We start from the raw sequence: 21,668 nt of genomic DNA on the forward strand, positions 1-21,668 counted from the left end.
CCCGTAGCGGGGGTCCCCCGGCCTCGCTTATCTAAACACGCACCCGGGCCACCCGTGAACCCTTATGTGGTGGCGTAGTCGGGGGCGGCCGGGTCGGCGGGCGCCCCGTTCGCACTGTCCATACAAAACGCACGAGGCGACGCTGCTTTGGAGCGTAGGCCGCTGCTTTGCCATGCCCTGAGTTAAGGTCTTTCGGCAAAGGTGAATAGCAGCTGCCGGGGAATACGAATGCCGGACGCGACATCAAAAAAGCGACCCGCCAAGTTGAAGGCAGAGGCTGAGCGGCCGGCCGGCGTTCGGCGTGCCGACGCCGCACACTTTCCCGGCTCGAGCGTGCATGCGTCGCTCGCCAACGAGATCGGGCTGAGGATCGTGCGCGGCGACTATCCGCCGGGAACCATCCTGCCCAACGAAGCCAAATGGTCCGAGACTTTCGACGTCAGCCGCTCGGCGGTGCGCGAGGCGATCAAGATGCTGATGGCCAAGAGCCTTTTGGCGTCACGCCCGAAGATCGGCAGCTGGGTCGAGCCGAAGGAACGCTGGAACCTGCTCGATCGCGACGTGCTGGCCTGGTATGCGACCTCGCCGGACCGCGAGGTGTTCCTGAGGACCGTGCAGGAATTCCGCCACATCATCGAGCCGGAGGCCAGCGCCTTTGCCGCGATGCGACGCACCGACGAGCAGATGGCCGAGATCAGCCAGGCCTGCCGCGAGATGGGCGAGGCAACCAATCTGCAGGAGCGCACGCGCGCCGACACGCGGTTTCACCTCGCCATCCTGCGGGCATCGGGCAACGATCTGCTGGTGCCGCTCGGCGTGCTGATCGAATCGGCGCTCGACCATCTGTTCCAGTTCGTCACCCGCGAGACCAGCGATCAGCGGCGGGCGCAGGCACTGCACGAGGCGATCGAGAAGAACATCCGCCTGCAGCGGCCGGCTGCAGCCCGCGCTGCGGTGCACAGACTTCTCGCCAATACCGACGACGTTATCGGCCGGTCGCGGCGGTGATTTATGCACCAGGGCGGCGCCGCCCCTCATTGCCATGGCCCTAACGTTGGTGATTAGCGAAAGCCGAAGTGGCATCCGATCTCCCCGCTCGTGGGGGAGATGTCCGGCAGGACAGAGAGGGGCGCGAAGGAATGCGAGTTTTGCAATCGTTCTGAGCAACGAGCTCGGGTGAGGCAGGAATTCGGATTTTCTACCGCCGCAGCATATTTTGTTCTTGCTTTGTGCCGGCAGCTATGCTACTAACTTCGGTATGGTGCTGATTGGCGCCGACGACCCGCCCACCGAGGCGGGTTTTTTGGTTTTGGCGTTGCGCGTGCTGCCGATCCCAACGTCGGAGGGACAGCGCCCCTTCTGCCCTGCCGGACATCCCCCCAACAAGGCAGGGCAATCGCATAGGGGTCCCGCTCATCCGGCCGCTTCGCGGCCACCTTCTCCCCGTTGGGGAGAAGAGCCTGGGAATCAATGCTGGCGACCTCCTCTCCCCTCGGGGAGAGGTCGGATTGCCCCGAATTGCCCTTCGCAATTCGGTTGGCAATCCGGGTGAGGGGCTCTTGCCTAGATGCGATTGCACTGCCTCAGGGGAGGTCGGCAGCTTCGCCAGTGGCGCTTACGCCTCGGAATGAGGTGAGCGGCAGAGAGCTGATCGGCCGCCTCAGATCGTCTGCTTTTTGCCATCCTTGGTGGGCATCAGGTCGACACCGTTGACCTTGCCGATATGCGTGGCCAGCATCGGCACGTACTGATCGGCGGGGCCGACCGCGAAGGCGCCTGCGAAGGAGTTCTTGGCGGCGTTGCCAAGCGGGTTGGCGATGCCGGCAGCACCCGCCATCGATTCGAGATAGGTGAGGTCCTTGAGGGCGTTGGCGATGGTGAATTTGTGCGCGTCGCGGTCGCCTTCCAGCGTCCAGCGCATGAAGGTCTGGTAGAAGCCGCAGTCCATGCGGCCGTTGCGGATGACGCTGTCGAAGCGCGGCGGCGAGATGCCGACCTTCTGCGCCAGCGCCAGCGCTTCAGAATAGATCGCGGCGTAGCCGAGCGAAATGAAGTTGTTGAGCAGCTTCATGCGGTGGCCGTCGCCGGTGTCGCCGATATGGACGATGCGTCCGGCCCAGGTTTCGAGCACCGGCTTCAGGCGGGCAAAGACTGCCTCGGGGGCACCGACCATGGCGTCCAGCGTGCCTTCCCAGGCCTCCTTCGGCGTGCGGCTGAGCGGGGCATCGACATAGTCGACGCCGAGCGCCTTGAGTTCGGCGGCCAGCGCCACCGTCGAGACAGGATCCGAGGTCGAGCAGTCGACGACAACCGATCCCGGCTTCAGGCCTTCCTTGATGCCGCCTGGGCCGCGGATGATGGCTTCGACCTCGCGCGAACCGGTGACGCAAATGAAGACAACCGTCGATGCCGCCGCGACGTCGCGCGAGGTCGCCGCTTCCTTGGCGCCGCGGCCGAGCAGGTCTTCCGCCGGCGTGCGGTTCTTGCGGCCGAGAAACGTCAGCGGGTAGCCCTTGTCGACGATGTTCTTCGCTATCCCGTGCCCCATCAGGCCAAGCCCGATGAAGCCGATCTTTTCACTCGCGGCGGTCGTGTTCATGTCGTTTCGTCCTATTTGCAGTGATGGATGACGGCGCTGCACATTGCCGGCGAATTGTTGAAGCGGGTTTTTGCCGCATGCCATGGCAGGCAATTGCAGAGTTCGATATTGTCTGACAATACACATGAATTCCAGGGAGAGCAAAATGACGAAGCGGATCATGTTCACCGGCGGCAGCGGCAAGGCTGGGCGCCATGTCGTGCAGTATCTGGTCGAGCAGGGCTGCCAGGTGCTCAACATCGACACCAAGCCGCTCGACAATCCCAAGGTGCGCACGCTGATCACCGACATCACCGACAGCGGGCAGGTGTTCAATGCGCTGTCGAGCTATATCGGCCTGCACGAATTCGACCCGTCGCTGCGTTCGCAACCGATCGATGCCGTTGTGCATTTCGCGGCGATCCCGCGCATCATGATCACGCCCGACAATGAGGTGTTCCGCATCAACGCGCTCGGCACCTACAACGTCATCGAGGCCGCGGTGAAGCTCGGCATCCGCAAGGTGGTGATCGCCTCCAGCGAAACGACCTACGGGCTGGTCTTCGCCAACGAACCGCGCGATCCGACGCATTTCCCGCTCGATGAGGCGTACGACGTCGATCCGATGGACAGCTACGCGCTATCCAAGGTGGTCAACGAGAAGACGGCGCGCGCCTTTGCGCTGCGCAGCGGCTTCGACATCTATGCCTTGCGCATCGGCAACGTCATCGAGCCGCATGAATATTCGTTGTTTCCGAAATGGTTCGCCGATGGGGGTTTCCGCAAGCGGATCGCCTGGAGCTATATCGATGCGCGCGACCTCGGCCAGATCACGCTGCGCGCCATCGAGAAGGACGGGCTCGGCTACCAAGTGTTCAATGCCGCCAATGACGACACCTCGTCCGATCTGCCGACAGCCGAACTCCTGAGGCGGTTTTATCCCGATGTGCCGGTCAAGAGCGAACTCGGCGAATACGAGACGCTGCTCTCCAACCGCAAGGCGCGGGACGTGCTCGGCTTCCGGCCGGAACACAGCTGGCGGAAATATGTCAAGACGACCTGACGGGCGCAGCTGACGCGAAACGGCGCTGGGCCATGCCCGAATTGCTGGTCATGACTCGAGGCTCACACCCGCTAGGACCGATGCGCCGACACCTTCATGTCCGCCATCTGCATTGCCGCAACCGCCATCTTCTGGCTCTGATCAACGAGAGCCTAGTCGCGCTCATTGCGTGGCCTTCTAAAGCGCGTCGCGTTCGACCGGCTTCATGCGACGCGCTTTAGGTTCTTGTTTTGATGCATGTCGTTATCGCAAAACCGCTGCACACTTTTGCGCGACATGCATTAGGTTCAGGCGTTCGCCGTCGGGTTCATCCATACGATTTCCCAAACGTAGCCATCTGGGTCTTCAATGTGGCGGTTATACATGAAGCCAAGATCCTGTGCTGGGTTGGGATCGGCGCGACCGCCCGCCACAACCGCGCTGGTCAGTGTTGAATCGACGGCGTCGCGGTTATCGACAGTGAGGACGATCATTGCCTGGCTGTCGCGCCGTGCGTCGCCGATTGGGCGAGTAGTGAATTCGCGGTAGTGGTCATGGGTCAGCAGCATCACCCCGATCGTGTCCGAGAACATGAGCGAGGTGGATTTCTCGCCCGAAAACTGCGGGTTCACAGTGCCGCCTAGCGCCACGTAGAACGCCGTCGACGCCGATAGGTCACGGACAGGCAGGTTCACGAAAATCATTTTGGGCATCGATTTCTCCTTCTCCAGGGCTGCGCGCTGCGCTATTGTCTTACTACAATGTTAGTAGATGCAATGTATCTTGATTGCAAGATACATTTGCCGAGGGAATATTTGCCATGGATCGCGCCGAGGCCGCAGCTAAGGAATGGGCCCGCGAGCGCCCCGATCTTCCGTTGCTACCTGTTGAAACGGTAGGTCGTCTGCTTGATGCCGCCGCGCGGGTTATCCGCGATCACATGAACCCGTTGCTCAAAGAAGTAGGCCTGAATGTAGGTGAGTTTGATGTGCTCACGCCGCTCAGGCGCGCCGGTGAACCCCATATGCTTTCACCTACTCAGCTCTACGAATCGGCAATGATCTCCTCGGGCGGCATGACGAGCCGCCTGGACCGGCTCGAGCGCGCTGGGCTGATTGAACGACGCCCCGATCCCAACGACCGGCGCGGCAAGCAAATTGCGCTAACGACTGGCGGCAAGCGCGCGATAGACGATTTGATCGGTCCAATGGTGGCGCTAGAAGAGCAATTAATCTCCGTGCTGACGCCGGCGGAGCAGGAAACTCTTAACGCTCTACTTAAGAAATTGCTCACCGGCCTCTAGGATCGGGACTCATAACTGGGCATCAGGCGGCGGCGAAGGGCAAGCTTCGACAGCGGCCATGCCTTAGCTTTTTTCCCATCATCGTGATGATCTTGTGCTAACTTGAAAGCGGTTTGCACTGGACCTGCTGAAGAATGCCGAGGATCAGCCTGGACCATCGGTTGGCGTCACATGCCGATATGCCGGCGCTGGTCTTACTGATGAATGCAGCCATCGGCGAGCTTCAGAAGCCGTTCCTCACAGAGGAGCAGATCGCTTCGAGCCGAGCAATCATGGGGCTCGATACGCAACTCGTTGATGACGGAACATATTTCATTGCGGAGCAGAATGGCGTCCTGGCCGGTTGCGGCGGATGGAGTCGGCGCGCAACCCTCTACGGCGGCGACCGTTCTCCTGGGCGCGATGCAGCGCTGCTTGACCCGACGAAAGACGCTGCGCGCGTGCGCGCCATGTATACGCATCCCAGCTTCATCCGCCGAGGCGTGGGGCGCCTAATCCTCATGCTGTGCGAGGACGCCGCCCGCCGCGAGGGCTTCACAAGTGTCGAGCTTATGGCAACGAGGGCCGGCGAACCGCTGTATCGGGCCTGCGGCTTTGAGGCGGTTGAAGAAGTCGTCGACAACAGAGGCGGAGCGGGCGTGCCACTGTTGCGGATGAGGAAGGCGTTGTGAATGATCGGCGGGCTCGCACTCATAGCCAGTAGCTGACGGTAGCTGCGAGGCAGACGGCGGCAAGGAAGTTCGTCGCCGACCGATCGTACCGAGTGGCGATGCGGCGGAAATCCTTGAGGCGCCTGAACATGCGCTCGATGGCGTTGCGCTCGCGGTAGAGGAACGGTGAGAAGCAGTTTTTCCAGCGCCGGTTAGCCTTCGGCGGGATGTTCGGCATCGTCCCTCTGCCCTCGACCTTATGGCGGATGGCATTGGTGTCGTAGCCCTTGGGTCCGAACGCTAGGTCGTTGTCCACGTCAGCAGTCACCTCTTCCTCTGAATCAATGAGTCCTGACCCTACTTGTCTTTCCAGAATTCGGCCTGGAGTTGCGCCGCTTCATCGGCAAGCAGCGGGCCGACGACTTCAGTCGGACGCTGCCCAGCTTCGAAGACGATCCTGCAGGGCAGGTCGAGTGTGGGATTCTCGACGTGTGCGCCCGTCAACCCCTTGAGGTCATGTTCGCTCTGCCCAAAGACGACCCGTCCGATGCCCGCCCAATAGATTGTCCCGGAGCACATCGCGCAAGGTTCGGCCGAAGTGTAGAGTGTGCAAGAGGCCAGCTTTTCGAGACTGAAATTCATCCCCGCCCACGAGGCCAGCAGCCTTTCGGCATGAGCGGTGCGGTCGCCCCCTCCGGCTTTGTAACCGTTGGGCTGCTCGCGCAACACATTGCCGTCTTTGTCAGCGAGGAGCGAACCAAAGGGATGTTCGCCAGCATCGCGGGCCTTGCGCGCGACTTCGAACGCCTGACGGAGCAGGCGCTCATCATAAGGGCGTTGTGGCATCCAAATCCTCCGGCAGTGCCGCTTGATCATAGTGCCGAACAATCCGCCGACACAAGTCAACAACCTAAAGCGCGTCGCGTTCGACCGGCCTCATGCGACGCGCTTTAGGTTCTTGTTTTATGCATGTCGTTATCGCAAACCGCTGCACACTTTTGCGCGACATGCATTAGGCTCAGGACTCGTTGCGCTTGGGGCGTTGAGCCAGCCAGATGCTGCCGATGACGAAAACGACGCCGGCGATCTGAGGCAAGGTCAGCGTCTGATCCAGGAATACCCATCCAAGCAGCACGGCGGTCACCGGGCTGAGGAAAAGCAGCGATGACACCACTGCGGATTCCAGTCGCGCAATGCCCCGGAACCAGAGGACATAGGTCAGCGCCGCACCGATCAGCCCGAGCCACGCCAGTCCAAGCAGGTTGGCGCCGGTCGGGAGCGGGATGGAAGGCTCGAAAAGCAGAGCCACTGGAACGAGCAGCAGACCGCCGGCGGTCAGTTGCCATGCCGTGAAGGTAAGCAGCGATACTGGCGGTTGCCACTTACGGGCCAATACGCTTCCGAAGGCCATGGAGGCCGCCCCGGCGAGGCCGGCGGCAACGCCGACCGCATCGAGCGCCGCATTCGGGGTCAGCACCAGCAATGCGACACCTGCGATCCCGACAAGGGCGGCGACGATCGCCAACCGACGGACAGGGCTGTCAAGCAGGGCAGCGGCAAGGAAAATCACCATCAACGGCTGGACCGACAGCACGGTCGCGGCGACCCCGCCCGGAAGCCGGTAGGCGGCGACAAACAACATGCTCAGGAAGATCGAGATGTTGAGGGCTCCGAGCACGCAACTGCGTAGCCACCAGATGCCCGTTGGCAGTTGCCGGACGATCGCGAGCAGCAGCAATCCGGCGGGCAAGGCACGCAGCATTGCGACCGTCATCGGCGAAAAATTCGGCAGGAACTCGGTGGTGACGATATAGGTACTGCCCCATATTGCGGGTGCTGTCGCTGTAAGCAACAGATCGAAACGGCGCGTTGTCATAAGATCTCCAGAACTTCGGCAAGAGGGCGGCGAGGCTTTTGCGGCCAGTTTCCGGACGCGGCGCGGCCGACTGCGACGAGCATCACCGGCACTTCATTCGGCCCAAGGCCAAACTCGCGTGCCACGCCTTCGGCATCGAAGCCGGCCATCGGACCGGAGACGAGGCCCAGCGCTTCGGCCGCAAAAATCAGCGTTGCAGCGCCAAGCGCTGCCGAGCGCACGGCTTCATCACGGGCTGCCCGAGGATCGGCATATTGTTCGTGGGCGCCTTCCTGCCAGCCCGAAGCCATATCCGCCGGCATGAAGCCGGCTTCCACGAAAGGAAGCAGCCTTGCGGTAAGGGCAGCGTGGTCGGGCAGTACGCCGCATATGATGAAGGTGACGGCTGCCTCCTGCACCTTGGTCTGGCCATGGGCGAGGCTGCGCAACCGCGCCTTTGCTTCCGGCGTCCGCACGGCGATGAACCGCCAATTCTGAAGGTTGTAGGCGGTTGGCGCGCGCGTTGCGAGACGTGCCAGTTCCTCGACCTCGGTATCCGTCAATGCGTGCGAGGCATCGAACCGATTGGCCGACATGCGTCGCTCGATAAGGGAGATTGTGGGGTTGGTCATCATGTCATTCCGAACCTGAGTAAGCCGTTCGGGAAGCAGATATAGAATTTACCAACGAGGGATAATATGCAACAATTGAAAGACATTGTTTACTGAAAGAGAATAGTGCGATGGATCGCCTGACTGCGTTGCAGGTTTTCCGCCATGTTGCGGAACTGAACAGCTTTGCCGAAGCCGGACGGCGGCTCGGTCTCTCTCCCCCCGCCATCAGCAAGAACATCGCCGAGTTGGAGGCGCATCTGGCCGTGCGGCTCATCAACCGGACGACGCGGCGCATGGCCCTGACCGAAGAAGGCAGGATTTATCTGGAGCATGTCACGCATGGGCTCGATGCGCTGGCCAGGGCCGACCAGGTCCTCGGTCCGATCAAGACGGCGCCGAGCGGCACGTTGCGGGTCAGCGCGCCGATGACTGTCACGTTGACACGGCTTTCGGCTGCCATTCCCGAGTTTCTATCGCGCTATCCCGATTTGAAACTCGATCTGCACCTTGATGACAGGCGCGTCGATATCGTGCGGGAGGGATTTGACCTTGCCGTTCGCGGCAGCGACAATCTTGAGGATTCCAGCCTGGTCGCGAGAACGCTTGCGGTCATGCCGCATGTGCTTTGCGCAGCTCCGGTTTATTTTGAGCAGCATGGTCGGCCTAAAACGCCTTCCGACTTGAAGATGGCTAATTGCATCCGGTTCAGCCTTTCGGGGCATGCGGACATATGGGAGTTCCGCAAGGACGGCCGCACCGAGCGGATCGCCATCGACGGACGATATTCGGTCTCCTCAAGCCTTGCTGTGCGCGATGCGTTGCGCGCCGGCTTCGGCGTCAGTCTGATCCCCTATCCCTATGTCGAGAGCGACCTGAAAGCAGGCCGGCTGCAATCGGCTCTGGATGACTGGAACAAGGTCGAAACCACACTGTATGCGGTCTATCCGGCACGGCAACATCTTGCCCCGAAAATCCGCGTCTTCCTTGATTTCCTGATCGAGGAATTCAGTCGGAACAAAGAGAAGTCGTTCATACCTCTCCGGCCTGAACGCTCGGCAAAGCGCGGTGTCCGCAAGGGGACGGATGCGGAAATTCAAACTGAGACACTGCCGTCGATTTCATCTCCTTGACACGCCTCCAAATCCGGACTTTGTGGAGCTATGCGGGACGCGAAGCCGAATAAGGGAAAGACAGCGGCCGAGGCGTCTGCCGAGCGCACGAGCGGTATTCGCCGGGCCGATGCGGCGCGCATGCCGGGGTCGAGCGTGCACGCGTCGCTGGCCAACGAAATCGGGCTGAGAATCGTGCGCGGCGACTATCCGCCGGGAACCATCCTGCCCAACGAGGCCAAATGGTCCGAGACCTTCGACGTCAGCCGCTCGGCGGTCCGCGAAGCCATAAAAATGCTGATGGCGAAGAGCCTGCTGGCGTCACGCCCGAAGATCGGCAGCTGGGTCGAGCCGAAGGAACGCTGGAACCTGCTCGATCGCGACGTGCTGGCCTGGTATGCGACCTCGCCGGACCGCGAGGTGTTCCTCAGGACCGTGCAGGAATTCCGCCACATCATCGAGCCGGAGGCTAGCGCCTTTGCCGCGATGCGGCGCACCGACGAGCAGATGGCCGAGATCAGCCAGGCCTGCCGCGAGATGGGCGAGGCGACGAACCTGCAGGAGCGGACCCGTGCCGACACGCGTTTTCACCTCGCCATCCTGCGGGCCTCGGGCAACGATCTGCTGGTGCCGCTCGGTGTGCTGATCGAATCGGCATTCGATCATCTGTTCGCTTTTACGACGCGCGAACTGGACGATTTGCAGCATGCGCAGAGGCTGCATGAGGCGATCGAGAAGAGCATCCGCCTGCAGCGGCCGGACGCGGCGCGGAATGCGGTGCGCAAACTGTTGGCCAATACCGACAGCGTCATCAAATCGAGGTAAGTCGATCCGCTAGGACGGTTCATCGTTTCACGGAAACGCCGAACCGGTCTATCTTTTGTTTTGACGCAATTCCGGACGGAAAACCGAATTGCTCTAATCTTCTCTCGGGCGTCCGAAGAGGGCACGCAGTTCGTCCTTTGCGTCCTCCAACACTTTCTTCTGCGCCGCCGGCAGGTTCTTGCCGGCGCGGTTGATGTAGAAATTCAGCATCGACATGGCGGATTGAAACGGCCCCGCCTTGCGCCGATCGCTGTGCTCGGCCGATCGCTTCAACGAGGCAGCGATCTTCCTCGGATCGTGGGATTCGAAGATGTGCTCCTCGAGGTCCAGCGCGTCGCTGTGCTCGGTGACGTCGGCAGACCATTTCCGTTGCGCGGTCATGGCAAACTCCTTCCACAAGTTCGTTGCCGGGAAAACGCCTTATGGCGCACCCCTGTTCCACTCCGGCCTGAATCCCTGGAGCCACGGATTTGCCTGTCGTGGCGCTGCTCGGCGATGCGAATGCGCCGATAGTGGTCAGAACCGCCGATTTAAGAACTGCGGACAGGAAACGCTCTTGACCCCAATCGTCTCAAGCCAGGCAGGAAGTTCCGGCATCGACAGTGCTTATGCTTGGATGCGTCTCGGCATCTCGATGCTGCTGGCAACGATCGGCGGGGTCGGCATGTGGGCGGTGGTCGTGGTGCTGCCAGCCGTGCAGGCAGAATTCGGCGTCGATCGCGCCGCTGCCTCGATGCCATACACCGCGACCATGGTCGGCTTCGCCGCCGGCAATGTGCTGGTCGGCCGCGCCATCGACCGCATGGGATATTGGATCCCGGCGCTGATTGCCGCGATTGCGCTTGGCGCCGGTTTCCTGCTGGCGTCGCTGACCAGTTCAATCCTGCAGTTCACCCTCGTCCAAGGGCTGTTGATCGGCGTCGGCACGTCGGCGATCTTCGGGCCGCTGATTGCCGACATCTCGCACTGGTTCAACCGACGCCGCGGCGTCGCGGTGACGACAGCCGCGTCCGGCAACTATCTCGCCGGAGCGATCTGGCCGACGGCGATGCCCTATGTCATGCAGACCGAAGGCTGGCGCTTCACCTATGCCGCGATCGGCGTCGTTTGCCTTGCGGCCATGGTGCCGCTGATCCTGCTGCTCCGGCGCGGCGCACCGCCCCAGGCGGCTCCCGGATCGCCGGGCAGCCGCGTGGTCCAGCCGATCTCGCTGTCGCCGGCGGCCTTGCAGGCGCTGCTCATCGTCGCCGGGCTCGGCTGCTGCGTGGCGATGTCGATGCCGCAGGTGCATATCGTCGCCTACTGCATGGATCTCGGCTACGGCGTGGCGCATGGCGCCGATATGCTGTCGATCATGCTGGCGGCAGGCGTCGTCAGCCGGCTTGGCTCCGGCTTCCTTGCCGATCGCATTGGCGGGGTGAAAACCCTGCTGATCGGCTCGGTGCTGCAATGCCTGTCGCTGTTGTTCTACATCCCCTTCGACGGGCTTGCCTCGCTCTATGTCGTCTCGCTGGTTTTCGGCCTGTCGCAGGGCGGCATCGTGCCCTGTTATGCGATCATCGTGCGCGAATATATGCCTGCCAAAGAAGCCGGCCAGCGCGTCGGCATCGTCATGATGGCGACCATCTTCGGCATGGCTATCGGCGGCTGGATGTCGGGTTGGATCTACGATTTGACCGGTTCCTATGCCGCCGCATTCCTCAACGGCATTGCCTGGAACCTGCTGAACATTTTGGCCATGGTGCTGCTGCTGTGGAAGGCGCGGCGCAGCGCTGCTGTGATGGCCTGAAGCACGGCGGTACGGATACAGTCTCTCCGCCGTCGCTTGACAATAGCCGAAGGCTGCGCGACGCCAGACAAGGTGTGGCAACGGGCCAGGTTGGCATGGCAGCAGTGGCAAAGACGCTGAACATCGTTTCACGGTCGCGTCTGGGCGGTTGCCCGGCGTCGGGACCATTGCGGTGATCAAGCCGCGCTCACGCCGCGGCGGCGGCCGCCCGACCATCGCCGACGTCGCCCGCAAGGCCGGCGTCGGCGCCATTACCGTATCGCGCGCCTTGCGTGAGCCCGGGCGTGTGTCGGAAGATCTGCGCCGCCAGATCGAGTCCGCCGTGAATGAGCTCGGCTATGTGCCCGACCCAAATGCACGGGCGCTGGCTTCGGCGCGCGCCGAAGTGTTTGGCGTTCTGGTGCCGTCGCTTACCAACAACGTCTTTGCCGAAGTGGTGCGCGGCATCTACGACAGCCTGTCGGACGGCCCTTTCCGCATCCAGCTCGGCAATACCCACTATTCCGGCCTCGAGGAAGAGCGGCTGTTGCAGGTGTTTGGGCCGCAACGCCCTGCGGCGCTGATCGTGGCCGGCATCGACCAGACGCCGGCGTCGCGAAAACTGCTGGAAACGGCGGGCTGCCCGGTGGTGCAGGTGATGGAGACCGGGCCCGATCCGGTCGACTTGATGGTTGGTTTCTCGCATTTCGAGGGCGGCAAGGCGGCAGCGGAACATCTGATCGAGGCGGGCTATCGCCGGATCGGCTTCATCGGTGCGCGCATGGACCCGCGCTCGCAGCGACGTCTGGCCGGCTATCGCGCGGCGATGGACGCGGCCGGCCTGTTCGACGCGCGTCTCATCACGACAACGCCGGTGCCGTCCAGCGTCACGCTCGGGCGCGAATTGTTCCGCGACGCGCTGGCCAAGGTGCCGAGCCTGGACGGCGTATTCTGCAACAATGACGATATCGCGCTTGGCGTGTTGTTCGAATGCCATCGCGCTTCGATCGCCGTGCCGAAGACGGTCGGCATCGTCGGCTTCAACGATCTCGACATGATGGAGGTGGCCTTTCCGTCGGTCACCAGCGTTCGGACCTACCGTTACGAGATCGGCCGGCGGGCGGTCGCCATGGCGTTAGCGGCTATCGAAGGCAACAGGCCAGAGCAGCGGGTCGTCGACCTCGGCTTCGAACTCAAGCGACGTGAAAGCACGGCGCGCTGAGGCGAGCTTCAACGCAATGTAAATGGCGCTTTACACAACGTCATGGTAGCGCTACCAATTATCAGCTGGCGGTACTTCGCTCCGAATATCGGAGGCTGTTTATTATATATAATCGACAGCTCATGCTTGTTTATTATGTATAATATGATAGTTTTTGCGGGATTAGCCGGGCAATAAAGGAGGAAATCGGGTCGGCATTCGGCCACCTGAACGCGCAACGGAAATGGCGGGAGGTGCCGGGCCGAGAACGCGCAAATTCATCGACGTAACAACAAACAAAACTGCAACTGGGAGGAATATCGATGATCAAGTCACTCGTTGGCGGTATCGTTGCCGCCACTGCTTTTGTCATGCTGAGCTCGTCGGCGATCGCCGATCCTGAAATCGTCAAGGGGCCGTCGGCCGAGCCTGAGTGCTTCGCGCCCTGGTCGGCCGACACGCAGTTCTTCAAGTTCCCCAAAAAAGACGGCCCGTACCGCATCGCTTTGGCCAACGGCTACATCGCCAACACCTGGCGCATCCAGATGGTGCAGACGGCGAAGGCCTATGCAGCGCAGCCGGAGGTCGCGGCCAAGCTCAAGGAATTCAAGGTGGTCTCGACCGGCGAAGACGTGCCGGCCCAGATCTCGGCAATCAACAATTTCATCGATTCCGGCTATGACGCGATTGTCGTCAATGCCCAGAACCCGACCGCATTCGGCCCTGTCATCAAGCGGGCCAAGGAAGCCGGCGTCGTGCTGGTCGCCTTCGACAACATTCTCGACACCAAGGATGCCATCAACGTCAATGTCGACCAGAAAGGCCTTGGCGAATTGTGGGGCAACTGGCTGGTCAAACACGTGCCGAACGGCGGCAAGGTCCTGGAAGTGCGCGGCGTGGCTGGCACCTCCGTCGACACCGACCGCCACACCGGCATCCATGAAGTTCTCGACGCGTCCGGCAAGAAATGGGACGTCACCGAAGTCGTCGGCAAGTGGGATGACGGCGTTGCGCAAAAGGCCTCGGCCGACGCTATTGCCACCAACGGCCCCTTCGACGGCGTTACCGGGCAGGGCGGCGATACCGGCATCGTGCAGGCGATGATCGATGCCAAGCATCCGTTCGTGCCGTTCGGCGGCGAGACGGAGAACGGCTTCCGCAAATTCTGCGCCAAGTTCGCCGCTGACGGCCTGAAATGCTCGTCGGCCGGTACCGGACCGGCTCAGGTGGCGGTTGCCATCAAGACGGCGATTGCAGCACTTGAGGGCCAGGTCGTGCCGCAAGCGATCAAGCTGCCGCTGGCTATCGTCGAGGATCCGAACTTCAAGGAAGGCCAGGACTACTTCCCCGATCAATCCGACAATTTCTTCGTCGGCAATTCCTTCCCGACCTGCGGCATCAATTTCACAGCGCAGGAAATCATGGGCCAGAGCAAAGAAAACCAGTAAACTCCAACAGCCCGACGCCGCGGGAAATCCTGCGGCGTCGGCGCTCGACATCCTGATCGCCAAGCGCCTTGGGAGGGCCGATGGACGGTGCGGTTTCGCTCTTCCGTATGGAAGGCATTTCCAAGCGCTACGGCGGCGTGCGGGCGCTGGAAAAGGCCGAGCTTTCGGTCACTCCCGGCAGCATCCACGCCATTCTCGGCGAGAACGGCGCCGGCAAATCGACGCTGATCAAGGTTATGGCGGGGGTCGTCGCGCCCGACGAGGGCAGCATGATGCTGGACGGAAGCGAGGTTACCTTCGCTTCGCCGGCCGCCGCCAATCAGGCCGGCATCGTCTGCATCTTCCAGGAACTGTCGCTCGTCCCGGAACTCAGCGTTGCCGACAACATCGTCATTTCCGATCCGCCCAAACGCTTCGGCATGATCGACCGCAAGGCACAGCGCCGCATTGCGGAGGAAGCTCTTGCTCGCGCCGGCGCCTCCGATATCCATCCGCTCGCGTTGGTCAAGGATCTTCCTCTTTCAAGAAGGCAGATGGTCGAGATCGCCAAGGCGCTGGCGCGCAAGCCGCGCATCCTGATCCTCGACGAGGCGACCTCGGCACTGACCGCGGCCGACGTCGCCAGGGTTTTCGCGGTGTTGAAGCGGCTGCGTTCGGAAGGGCTGGCGCTGCTCTACATTTCGCACCGCATGAACGAGATCGCTGAACTTGCCGACCAGTGCACGGTGTTCCGCAATGGCCGCAATGTCGCCAGCTACGCCGCCGGCACAAAAAGCGACAATGAGGTCGTCGAACTGATGATCGGGCGCGAATACAGCCACATCTTTCCGCCCAAGCCCGCGCGGGCGGCTGCTGCAGCCACGCCGGTTCTGGAGGCGCGCAGCCTGTCGTGGACGGATCGGCTGCACGATGTCTCGCTGTCGGTCGGGGCGGGCGAGGTGGTCGGCCTTGGCGGCCTCGACGGCCAGGGCCAGCGCGAATTGCTGCTCGCCTTCTTCGGTGTGCTGCGCGGCCTGTCAGGCCAGATCCTGATCGACGGCAGACCGGTGGCGATCGCCAGCCCGGCCGCCGCGCGCGATGACCGGATCGGCATGGCGCTGATCCCGGAGGACCGCAAGACCGAAGGGTTGATGCTGCCGATGACGGTGCGCGAAAACCTCTCCTTCGCCGCCCTCGACCGGCTGTCCAGGGCCGGCGTCATCGATCGCGCCGCCGAGCAGCGACTGATCGACGACATGGTCGGACTTCTGGCGATCAAGACGGCCGGACTCGACATTCCAGTCGGTGCGCTGTCCGGCGGCAATCAGCAGAAGGTCGTCATCGCCAAATGGCTGATGCGGCAGCCGCGCATCATCCTGCTCAACGACCCGACGCGCGGTATCGACGTCGGCACCAAGCAGGAGCTCTACCAGTTGATGCGCAAGCTTGCCGATCAAGGCGCAGCGATTCTGTTTTATTCGACCGACTATGACGAGCTGATCGGCTGCTGCGACCGCGTGCTGGTGCTCTATGACGGGGCGGTCAAGCGTGAACTGGTCGGCGCCGAAATCACCGAGCGGGCGCTGATTGCCAGCGCGCTCAACATTCACGAAGAGATGCCAAAGCAAGGAGCGGACGCGTGAAGGATTGGCGCTATTGGCTCGCCGAACAGCGCGGAACGCTGCTGGCGTTCGGCATCTTCGTTGTCATGTTCGTCATCTACACCTCGAACCATCCGGCAGGTTTCACCGCCAATGTCGTCCAGACGGCCTCGAACAAGGGTGTGCTGCTCGCTTTCGTCGCGATGGCGCAGACCCTGGTGGTGATCACCGCCGGCATCGACCTCTCGGTCGGCATGATCTTCACGCTGACCAATTGCCTGGCCTCATGGCTAGTCATCGGCACCGGCATCGAGACCGCCTTCGGCGTCCTCGCCGTGCTGGGCACCGGCTTGCTGTGCGGGGCAATCAACGGCGCCATCGTCATCTATGGACGCCTGCAGCCGATCGTCGCCACCATCGCCACCGGTGCGGTCTATTTCGGCATCGCGCTGCTGCTTCGGCCGTTTCCGGGCGGCTCGGTCAACGAGGGCCTCGCCGACGCGCTGACCGGGCGCCTGTTCGGCGTGGTGCCGGCGAGCCTGGTGGTGCTGCTGGCCGTTGTGCTAGTGGTCTGGGTGCCGTTCAGCCGGTCGGTGCTCGGCCGCGCCGCTTATGCAGCGGGATCGTCGGAGATGGCCGCATACATGTCCGGCGTGCCGATCCGGCGTGGAAAGTTCGCCGCCTATGCGCTTGCCGGGCTGCTTGCCGCGATCGGCGGGCTGTTCCTGACGTTCTTCACCTATACCGGCGATGCCGCCTATGCCAGCGGCAACGCCTATACGCTGTTTTCGATCGCCGCGGTCGTGCTCGGTGGCGTGTCGCTGTTCGGCGGCAAGGGCAGTGCCATCGGCGCGATCTTCGGTGCGCTCGCCTTCCGCACAATTGGTGACCTGCTGTTCGTATTCGATTTCGATCCGCTCTGGCAGCCACTGTTCCAGGGCGTCATCCTGCTGATCGCGGTCAGCCTCGGCGCCTTCGCCCTGTTTCGGGTCCGCAACCGGCTGGAGTGGTTCCTGTGAGCGAAACGACTGTAGGTGGTCTCGCTGGCCGCATGCCGAAATTCCTCCGCCGCGCCGACCCGGCGGTTCTGACGGCGTTCGCCTGCATCGTGCTGCTGCTGTTCCTCGGCAGCCTCTATTCGCGCAGCTTCCTGTCGCCTGAATATCTGCTGCAACAGCTCAAGGTGGCGTCGTTTCTCGGCGTCATCGCCACCGGCATGATGCTGGTCATCCTGCTCGGCCAGATCGACCTGTCGGTGCCCTGGTCGGTGGCCGTCGGCGCCATGATGGCTTGTGCCGCGGCCGCATACGGCCCTGTCGGCGTGGCGCTGGCCATCCCGTTCGGCATCTTCTGCGGGGTATTGATCGGCATCGTCAACGGCATCGGCGTCGCTTATCTGCGCATTCCCTCAATGATCATCACGCTCGCCACCAACGCCGTCGCGCAGGGGCTGATGGTGCTCTACACGGGCGGTTTCTCGCCGCAGGATTCCGCGACCCGGGCGATGCGCTATCTGGCGACAGGCTTTGCCATTCCGGGCGTGCCCAATGCCGTCATCATCTGGGCGCTGATCGGTGCCGCGATGGTCTTCGTGCTGACCCGCACCGGCTTCGGCCGCACCGTCTACGGCATCGGCAACCGCGAGCGTGCCGCCTATCTTTCCGGTATCGACACCCGGCGCGTGGTGATGATCGCCTTTGCGGTTTCGGGCGGGCTCTCCGCCTTCGGCGGCGTGCTTTTGGCCGGCTATGCCTCCAAGGCGGCGCAATCGATGGGCGATGCCTATCTGTTGCCGTCGATCGCCGCCGTGGTGCTCGGCGGCACCTCGATCCTCGGCGGGCGCGGTTCCTATCTCGGCACCGTCGCCGGCGTGATCCTGATCACGCTTTTGCAATCCATTCTCTCCGTCATGCAGATGCCGGAGGCGGGGCGGCAGATCATCTATGGCGTCGTCATCGTCGCCATGCTGCTGCTCTATGGCCGCGCGCCGGCAAGCCGCTGACCTGATGACCGGGAAAGACGTGGCTTATCCGCCGGCGAGCACTGGTCGAGCACCACCCGCCATGGTGGTTATGGGCGTCGCCGGCTGCGGCAAGTCGGTCGTCGGCGAAGCGCTGGCGGCGGCATTGGGCGCCCTCTTTATCGAAGGCGACAGGCTGCATCCGCCCGAAAACGTCGCGCGCATGGCACGTGGCGAGCCGCTTACCGATGCGCTACGCGAGGGCTGGCTCGATACGATCGGCCAGCGCATCGCCGCGTCGGTTGCAAGCGGGCAGGGCGTGGTCGCCGCCTGCTCGGCGCTGAAGCGCAGGTACCGCGATCGCCTGCGTGGCTTCTGCCCAAATATTGTTTTCGTCTATCTGGAGATCGACCCGGCAACGGCGATGCGGCGCGTCGGCAATCGCAAGGGCCATTTCATGCCGGCAAGTCTGGTCGACAGCCAGTTCGCGACGCTCGAACCGCCAGCGACGGACGAGGGGGCTTTGACCTTGGATGGCACGCGTCCGGTCGCCGACGTCGTCGCGACTGCCTTGAGCCTGTTCGCGCGCTAGATTTGCGACGTCAGCTCGACCGGGAAATCGTCATTGTCGGCGTCGCGCATGGCGGCAAGGCTGCGGTTGTCGAGCACCTCGGCGATCGCCTGACGCACCTCCAGCATCATGTGGCGGACCTGGCAGGTCGCCTCGTCGCAATCCTCGCAGCGCTGGTATTGCGTGCGGCTGGCGCAAGGGATCGGCGCCAGCGGCCCGTCGAGCACACGCACGACATGGCCGATCTTGATCTCGGAGGCTGGCCGGGCAAGGCGGTAACCGCCGTCCTTGCCCTTGCGGCTCTGGACGAAGCCGGCATTGCGCAACTCGCCCAGAATGGCATCCAGGAATTTCTTCGGGATGTTGTTGGCGACCGCAATATCGTTGACGAATGCGAGCTGGCCGACCGGCAGGCCGGACAGATGCACGAGGGCCTTGAGGCCGTATTTGCCTTTTTTTGTAAGCATGCCCGAGTCAACCCATTAAGCCCCAACCACCCGCATCTGGCGGCTGTTTGTGTGCAAATAATGACGGTTTGGCCGTGCGATGCCGTTCACCCAGACAGGCCGCCTGACGACATATTGCGCGCACACGCGTTGATTCTTCGTAACGTTTTGGCAGGCAGGCGTCCGGAACGCGCGGAAACTGCAATTTCGGCGGGCAAACGAAGAAAGCCGGCAAAGCCGGCTTTCAATCAGTTCGCGAGGTTGCAGACGTCAGCGGCTACCGTAAGTCTGGTCGAGCAGCCCGCCCGCGGCAAAATGCTCGGCCTGGACCTTGGCCCAGCCGCCGAAGACGTCCTCCACCGTCAGCAGGCGGACATCGGGAAACTCAGCCTTGTATTTGGCGGCGACCGCCGCGTCGCGAGCCCGCAGGCCGTTGCGGGCCGCGATGTCCTGGCCCTCCGGGGTATAGAGGAAGTCGAGATAGGTCTTGGCGAGATCGCGTGTGCCGTGCTCGTCGGCGACCGTGTCGACGATCGCCACCGGAAATTCGGCCAGCAGGCTGACCGAAGGCGTCACCTGCTCGAATTTGTCCTCGCCATACTCCTTGCGGATGCCGCGCGTTTCCGACTCGAAGGTGATCAGCACGTCGCCGATCTCGCGCTGCACGAAGGTGGTGGTCGCAGCGCGTCCGCCGGTGTCGAAGATCGGCACGTTATTGAACAGCTTGGTGACGAACTCCTTCACCTTGGTGTCGTCGCCCTTGAAGGCCTCCTTGGCGTAAGCGGTGGCCGCGAGATAGGTGTAACGCGCATTGCCCGATGTTTTCGGATTGGGGAAGATCACCTGGACGTCGTCGCGCACGAGGTCGTTCCAATCCTTGATGTGCTTCGGATTGCCGGCGCGCACCAGGAAGGACGGCAGCGAATAGAAAGGCGAGGCGTTGTCGGGAAAGTCCTTCTGCCAGTCGGCGGAGATGAGGCCCTTCTTGACCAGGAAGTCGATGTCGATGATCTGGTTGAAGGTAACGACGTCGGCGCCGAGGCCTTCGGCGATGGCACGCGCCTGCGCCGAGGTTCCAGCATGCGACTGATCGATGGTCACGCCGGGGTGCCCGGCGACGAACGCCTTGTTGACCTGCGCAAACAGTTCGCGGCCGACATCGTAAGAGGCGTTCAGCAATCTGTCGGCCGACCAGGCTTGGGAGGATGCGAGGAACAGGCCGGTCAACGTGGCGACGCCGAGCAAAAATCGTTTCATAAAAACAGGGCTCCCATGCGGTAATTGCCGGACCATAGCGGCAAGGCATCGTGCGCGACGAGGCACGCAGAGCGGCCCCTCGACGTTATCGCGAGAAAAAGTAGTCCCGTTGTGGGCGATTTCTAGTTTTTCTTTCAAGAAGGGCCTTCCGGGCAGCTTGGAAGGGGTGCCGGTGCCGTCCGCGTGCACGATGGCTCCCGGCCGGCCAACGGTGGCAAGACGATTGCATCGCGGCGCTGCCTGGCATATACAAATGGTATATACAAGGAGCCATCGCCATGCCCCAACACCGCCATTCAACAACCCCGCCGAAAGAGGCGAAGCTGTTTCGTAACAATCGCAGCCAGGCGGTGCGCATTCCTGTCGAGTTCGAACTTCCCGGCGAAAGGGTCTTGATCAGCCGTGAAGGCGACCGCCTGATCATCGAGCCGGTTCGCAAACCTGGCCTCACGGCGCTGCTCGCGCAATGGGCGAAAGAGGCGCCGCCCGGTCCCGAGGAGGACTTTCCCGAGGTCGACGATATGCCTGTCAAATCCGAGGAATTTTTTTGATGCGGTTCATGCTGGATACGAACATTATCAGCGACATGATCCGAAACCCGGCCGGAAAAGCCGCCAGCGCCGTGCAGCGCGTGGGAGACGCCGCCGTGTGTACCAGCATCGTGGTGGCCTCGGAACTGCGATATGGCTGCGTCAGGAAAGGATCGGCCAAGTTGCTGAAGAAGGTCGAGGAATTGCTGGCCGAGATTCCTGTCTTGCCGCTCGATATGCCGATGGATACCGAGTACGGCGCGATTCGTGCAGAGCTGGAAGGCCGGGGCCAGACCATCGGCCAAAACGACCTTTTTATCGCTGCGCACGCCTGTGCACTGGGAACTACCCTGGTGACCGCCAATACCGGCGAGTTCAACCGGATCAAAGGCCTGAAGGTCGAGAACTGGCTGGTGTAGCGTCTGATAGAGGATCAAGCAGCCGGAAAAAGTTTCCAGCGCCGCGGCCTGAACGCCACGCGACTTTTCTGCGCCGCCGGATGGTCGACGGGCAATTCGATCTCGACCCGCTGACGTTCGCCGCCGATTTCGAGCTCGACCCGCCTGGTGCCGGCGACGCGGCGGCTGGCGGCGACCGTGCCAGCGATGCAGCCGTTGCATTCTTCCACCAGATCGACGTCGTGCGGGCGGAAGTACAGTGTCGCTTCGCCTTGCGGTGCATGCGGCGCGGAGAGCCCGATCGGGCGGTCGGCGATCCAGACCTGGCCGTCCTCGACCTTGACCGGGATCGAGCTCGATTCGCCGATGAAGCCGTAGACGAAGGGAGAGTTCGGCGTGTCGTAGATCTCGTCGGCGGTGCCGACCTGTTCGATGCGCCCCTGGCTCATCACCACGACACGGTCGGCAAGCTCCAGCGCCTCTTCCTGGTCATGGGTGACGAAGACCGTGGTGTGGCCGGTGGCGTCGTGGAT

The 21,668-nt window shown here is 62.5% G+C and carries 25 protein-coding genes; 15 read left to right on the forward strand and 10 right to left on the reverse strand.

The genetic code is table 11. From position 1 onward, the window contains the following. Window positions 1-228 precede the first annotated feature (228 nt). Window positions 229-1,008: a FadR/GntR family transcriptional regulator gene (locus tag NKJ94_RS34135; RefSeq protein ID WP_352531788.1), complete on the forward strand. Its 780-nt coding sequence runs from the start codon at window positions 229-231 to the stop codon at window positions 1,006-1,008. Between the two features lie 652 nt (window positions 1,009-1,660). Here NKJ94_RS34135 and NKJ94_RS34140 read toward each other — a convergent pair. Further along, on the reverse strand, window positions 1,661-2,599 hold the full coding sequence (locus tag NKJ94_RS34140; protein ID WP_352531790.1) for an NAD(P)-dependent oxidoreductase: 939 nt from the start codon (window positions 2,597-2,599) through the stop codon (window positions 1,661-1,663). A 145-nt stretch (window positions 2,600-2,744) separates the two neighbouring features. Between NKJ94_RS34140 and NKJ94_RS34145 the strand changes: the two genes are divergently transcribed. Further along, on the forward strand, window positions 2,745-3,641 hold the full coding sequence (locus tag NKJ94_RS34145) for an NAD-dependent epimerase/dehydratase family protein (protein WP_352531792.1): 897 nt from the start codon (window positions 2,745-2,747) through the stop codon (window positions 3,639-3,641). 287 nt (window positions 3,642-3,928) lie between these two features. Here the strand turns inward: NKJ94_RS34145 and NKJ94_RS34150 are convergent, their stop codons facing one another. Further along, entirely contained in the window at window positions 3,929-4,333 is a 405-nt protein-coding gene (locus NKJ94_RS34150; RefSeq protein ID WP_352531794.1) for a VOC family protein, read from the reverse strand. 107 nt (window positions 4,334-4,440) lie between these two features. Here NKJ94_RS34150 and NKJ94_RS34155 point away from each other — a divergent pair, with 107 nt between their 5' ends. Together NKJ94_RS34155 and NKJ94_RS34160 are read left to right on the forward strand one after the other, a co-directional pair. Beyond that, on the forward strand, window positions 4,441-4,923 hold the full coding sequence (locus NKJ94_RS34155; RefSeq protein ID WP_352531796.1) for a MarR family winged helix-turn-helix transcriptional regulator: 483 nt from the start codon (window positions 4,441-4,443) through the stop codon (window positions 4,921-4,923). 200 nt (window positions 4,924-5,123) lie between these two features. Next, the gene (locus tag NKJ94_RS34160; RefSeq protein WP_352531798.1) at window positions 5,124-5,594 is read left to right on the forward strand and encodes a GNAT family N-acetyltransferase; all 471 of its coding nucleotides are present in this window, start codon (window positions 5,124-5,126) and stop codon (window positions 5,592-5,594) included. A 19-nt stretch (window positions 5,595-5,613) separates the two neighbouring features. Here the strand turns inward: NKJ94_RS34160 and NKJ94_RS34165 are convergent, their stop codons facing one another. The 4 genes from NKJ94_RS34165 to NKJ94_RS34180 form a co-directional block, all read right to left on the reverse strand. Continuing rightward, complete coding sequence (locus tag NKJ94_RS34165; RefSeq protein ID WP_352531832.1) at window positions 5,614-5,919, reverse strand: transposase; 306 nt, start codon at window positions 5,917-5,919, stop codon at window positions 5,614-5,616. Window positions 5,920-5,930: 11 nt separating this feature from the next. After that, on the reverse strand, window positions 5,931-6,419 hold the full coding sequence (locus tag NKJ94_RS34170; protein ID WP_352531833.1) for a nucleoside deaminase: 489 nt from the start codon (window positions 6,417-6,419) through the stop codon (window positions 5,931-5,933). A 172-nt stretch (window positions 6,420-6,591) separates the two neighbouring features. After that, entirely contained in the window at window positions 6,592-7,449 is an 858-nt protein-coding gene (locus tag NKJ94_RS34175; protein WP_352531800.1) for an EamA family transporter, read from the reverse strand. Then, the gene (locus NKJ94_RS34180) at window positions 7,446-8,024 is read right to left on the reverse strand and encodes a nitroreductase family protein (RefSeq protein WP_352531802.1); all 579 of its coding nucleotides are present in this window, start codon (window positions 8,022-8,024) and stop codon (window positions 7,446-7,448) included. Before NKJ94_RS34180 ends, NKJ94_RS34175 begins: the two co-directional genes overlap by 4 nt. 146 nt (window positions 8,025-8,170) lie before the next feature. Here NKJ94_RS34180 and NKJ94_RS34185 point away from each other — a divergent pair, with 146 nt between their 5' ends. Beyond that, window positions 8,171-9,172 (forward strand): LysR family transcriptional regulator, encoded by a 1,002-nt coding sequence (locus NKJ94_RS34185; RefSeq protein ID WP_352531804.1) that lies wholly within the window; start codon window positions 8,171-8,173, stop codon window positions 9,170-9,172. A gap of 30 nt (window positions 9,173-9,202) precedes the next feature. Continuing rightward, a complete protein-coding gene (locus NKJ94_RS34190) occupies window positions 9,203-9,976 on the forward strand; it encodes a FadR/GntR family transcriptional regulator (RefSeq protein WP_352531806.1) in 774 nt (257 codons plus the stop codon). Window positions 9,977-10,069: 93 nt separating this feature from the next. Here NKJ94_RS34190 and NKJ94_RS34195 read toward each other — a convergent pair whose 3' ends face one another. Then, window positions 10,070-10,357, reverse strand: a complete 288-nt coding sequence (locus tag NKJ94_RS34195) for a DUF3175 domain-containing protein (RefSeq protein ID WP_352531808.1) — start codon at window positions 10,355-10,357, stop codon at window positions 10,070-10,072. A 235-nt stretch (window positions 10,358-10,592) separates the two neighbouring features. Here NKJ94_RS34195 and NKJ94_RS34200 point away from each other — a divergent pair, with 235 nt between their 5' ends. From NKJ94_RS34200 to NKJ94_RS34230, 7 genes are all read left to right on the forward strand, one after another. Beyond that, complete coding sequence (locus tag NKJ94_RS34200) at window positions 10,593-11,765, forward strand: MFS transporter (RefSeq protein ID WP_352531834.1); 1,173 nt, start codon at window positions 10,593-10,595, stop codon at window positions 11,763-11,765. Between the two features lie 172 nt (window positions 11,766-11,937). Then, window positions 11,938-12,966: an HTH-type transcriptional regulator GntR gene (gene gntR / locus NKJ94_RS34205; protein WP_352531810.1), complete on the forward strand. Its 1,029-nt coding sequence runs from the start codon at window positions 11,938-11,940 to the stop codon at window positions 12,964-12,966. Window positions 12,967-13,268: 302 nt separating this feature from the next. Then, window positions 13,269-14,393 (forward strand): sugar ABC transporter substrate-binding protein, encoded by a 1,125-nt coding sequence (locus NKJ94_RS34210; protein WP_352531812.1) that lies wholly within the window; start codon window positions 13,269-13,271, stop codon window positions 14,391-14,393. Between the two features lie 80 nt (window positions 14,394-14,473). Next, window positions 14,474-16,015 carry a sugar ABC transporter ATP-binding protein gene (locus NKJ94_RS34215; protein ID WP_352531814.1) on the forward strand — a complete coding sequence of 514 codons (1,542 nt, stop codon included), beginning with the start codon at window positions 14,474-14,476 and terminating at the stop codon, window positions 16,013-16,015. Next, window positions 16,012-16,992, forward strand: a complete 981-nt coding sequence (locus NKJ94_RS34220) for an ABC transporter permease (RefSeq protein ID WP_352531816.1) — start codon at window positions 16,012-16,014, stop codon at window positions 16,990-16,992. The genes NKJ94_RS34215 and NKJ94_RS34220 overlap by 4 nt, the downstream gene beginning before the upstream one ends. After that, a complete protein-coding gene (locus NKJ94_RS34225; protein WP_352531818.1) occupies window positions 16,989-17,975 on the forward strand; it encodes an ABC transporter permease in 987 nt (328 codons plus the stop codon). Before NKJ94_RS34220 ends, NKJ94_RS34225 begins: the two co-directional genes overlap by 4 nt. 70 nt (window positions 17,976-18,045) lie before the next feature. After that, complete coding sequence (locus NKJ94_RS34230) at window positions 18,046-18,525, forward strand: gluconokinase (protein ID WP_352531820.1); 480 nt, start codon at window positions 18,046-18,048, stop codon at window positions 18,523-18,525. On the opposite strand, the gene NKJ94_RS34235 is transcribed toward NKJ94_RS34230, so the two are convergent. Further along, window positions 18,522-18,971: an RrF2 family transcriptional regulator gene (locus NKJ94_RS34235; protein ID WP_352531822.1), complete on the reverse strand. Its 450-nt coding sequence runs from the start codon at window positions 18,969-18,971 to the stop codon at window positions 18,522-18,524. The two genes, NKJ94_RS34230 and NKJ94_RS34235, sit on opposite strands and share 4 nt — an antisense overlap. A 249-nt stretch (window positions 18,972-19,220) precedes the next feature. After that, the gene (locus NKJ94_RS34240) at window positions 19,221-20,207 is read right to left on the reverse strand and encodes a sulfate ABC transporter substrate-binding protein (RefSeq protein WP_352531824.1); all 987 of its coding nucleotides are present in this window, start codon (window positions 20,205-20,207) and stop codon (window positions 19,221-19,223) included. A 278-nt stretch (window positions 20,208-20,485) separates the two neighbouring features. Between NKJ94_RS34240 and NKJ94_RS34245 the strand changes: the two genes are divergently transcribed. Both NKJ94_RS34245 and NKJ94_RS34250 read left to right on the forward strand, forming a co-directional pair. Continuing rightward, window positions 20,486-20,758 carry an antitoxin gene (locus NKJ94_RS34245; RefSeq protein WP_352531826.1) on the forward strand — a complete coding sequence of 91 codons (273 nt, stop codon included), beginning with the start codon at window positions 20,486-20,488 and terminating at the stop codon, window positions 20,756-20,758. After that, window positions 20,758-21,156 (forward strand): type II toxin-antitoxin system VapC family toxin, encoded by a 399-nt coding sequence (locus NKJ94_RS34250; protein ID WP_502895992.1) that lies wholly within the window; start codon window positions 20,758-20,760, stop codon window positions 21,154-21,156. Before NKJ94_RS34245 ends, NKJ94_RS34250 begins: the two co-directional genes overlap by 1 nt. Window positions 21,157-21,170: 14 nt before the next feature. Here NKJ94_RS34250 and NKJ94_RS34255 read toward each other — a convergent pair. Further along, window positions 21,171-21,668, reverse strand: a 498-nt coding sequence (locus NKJ94_RS34255) for a TOBE-like domain-containing protein (protein WP_352531830.1), incomplete at its 5' end; no start/stop codon positions are given.

It is taken from the genome of Mesorhizobium sp. M0060 (assembly GCF_040323155.1).
Taxonomy (GTDB): domain Bacteria; phylum Pseudomonadota; class Alphaproteobacteria; order Rhizobiales; family Rhizobiaceae; genus Mesorhizobium.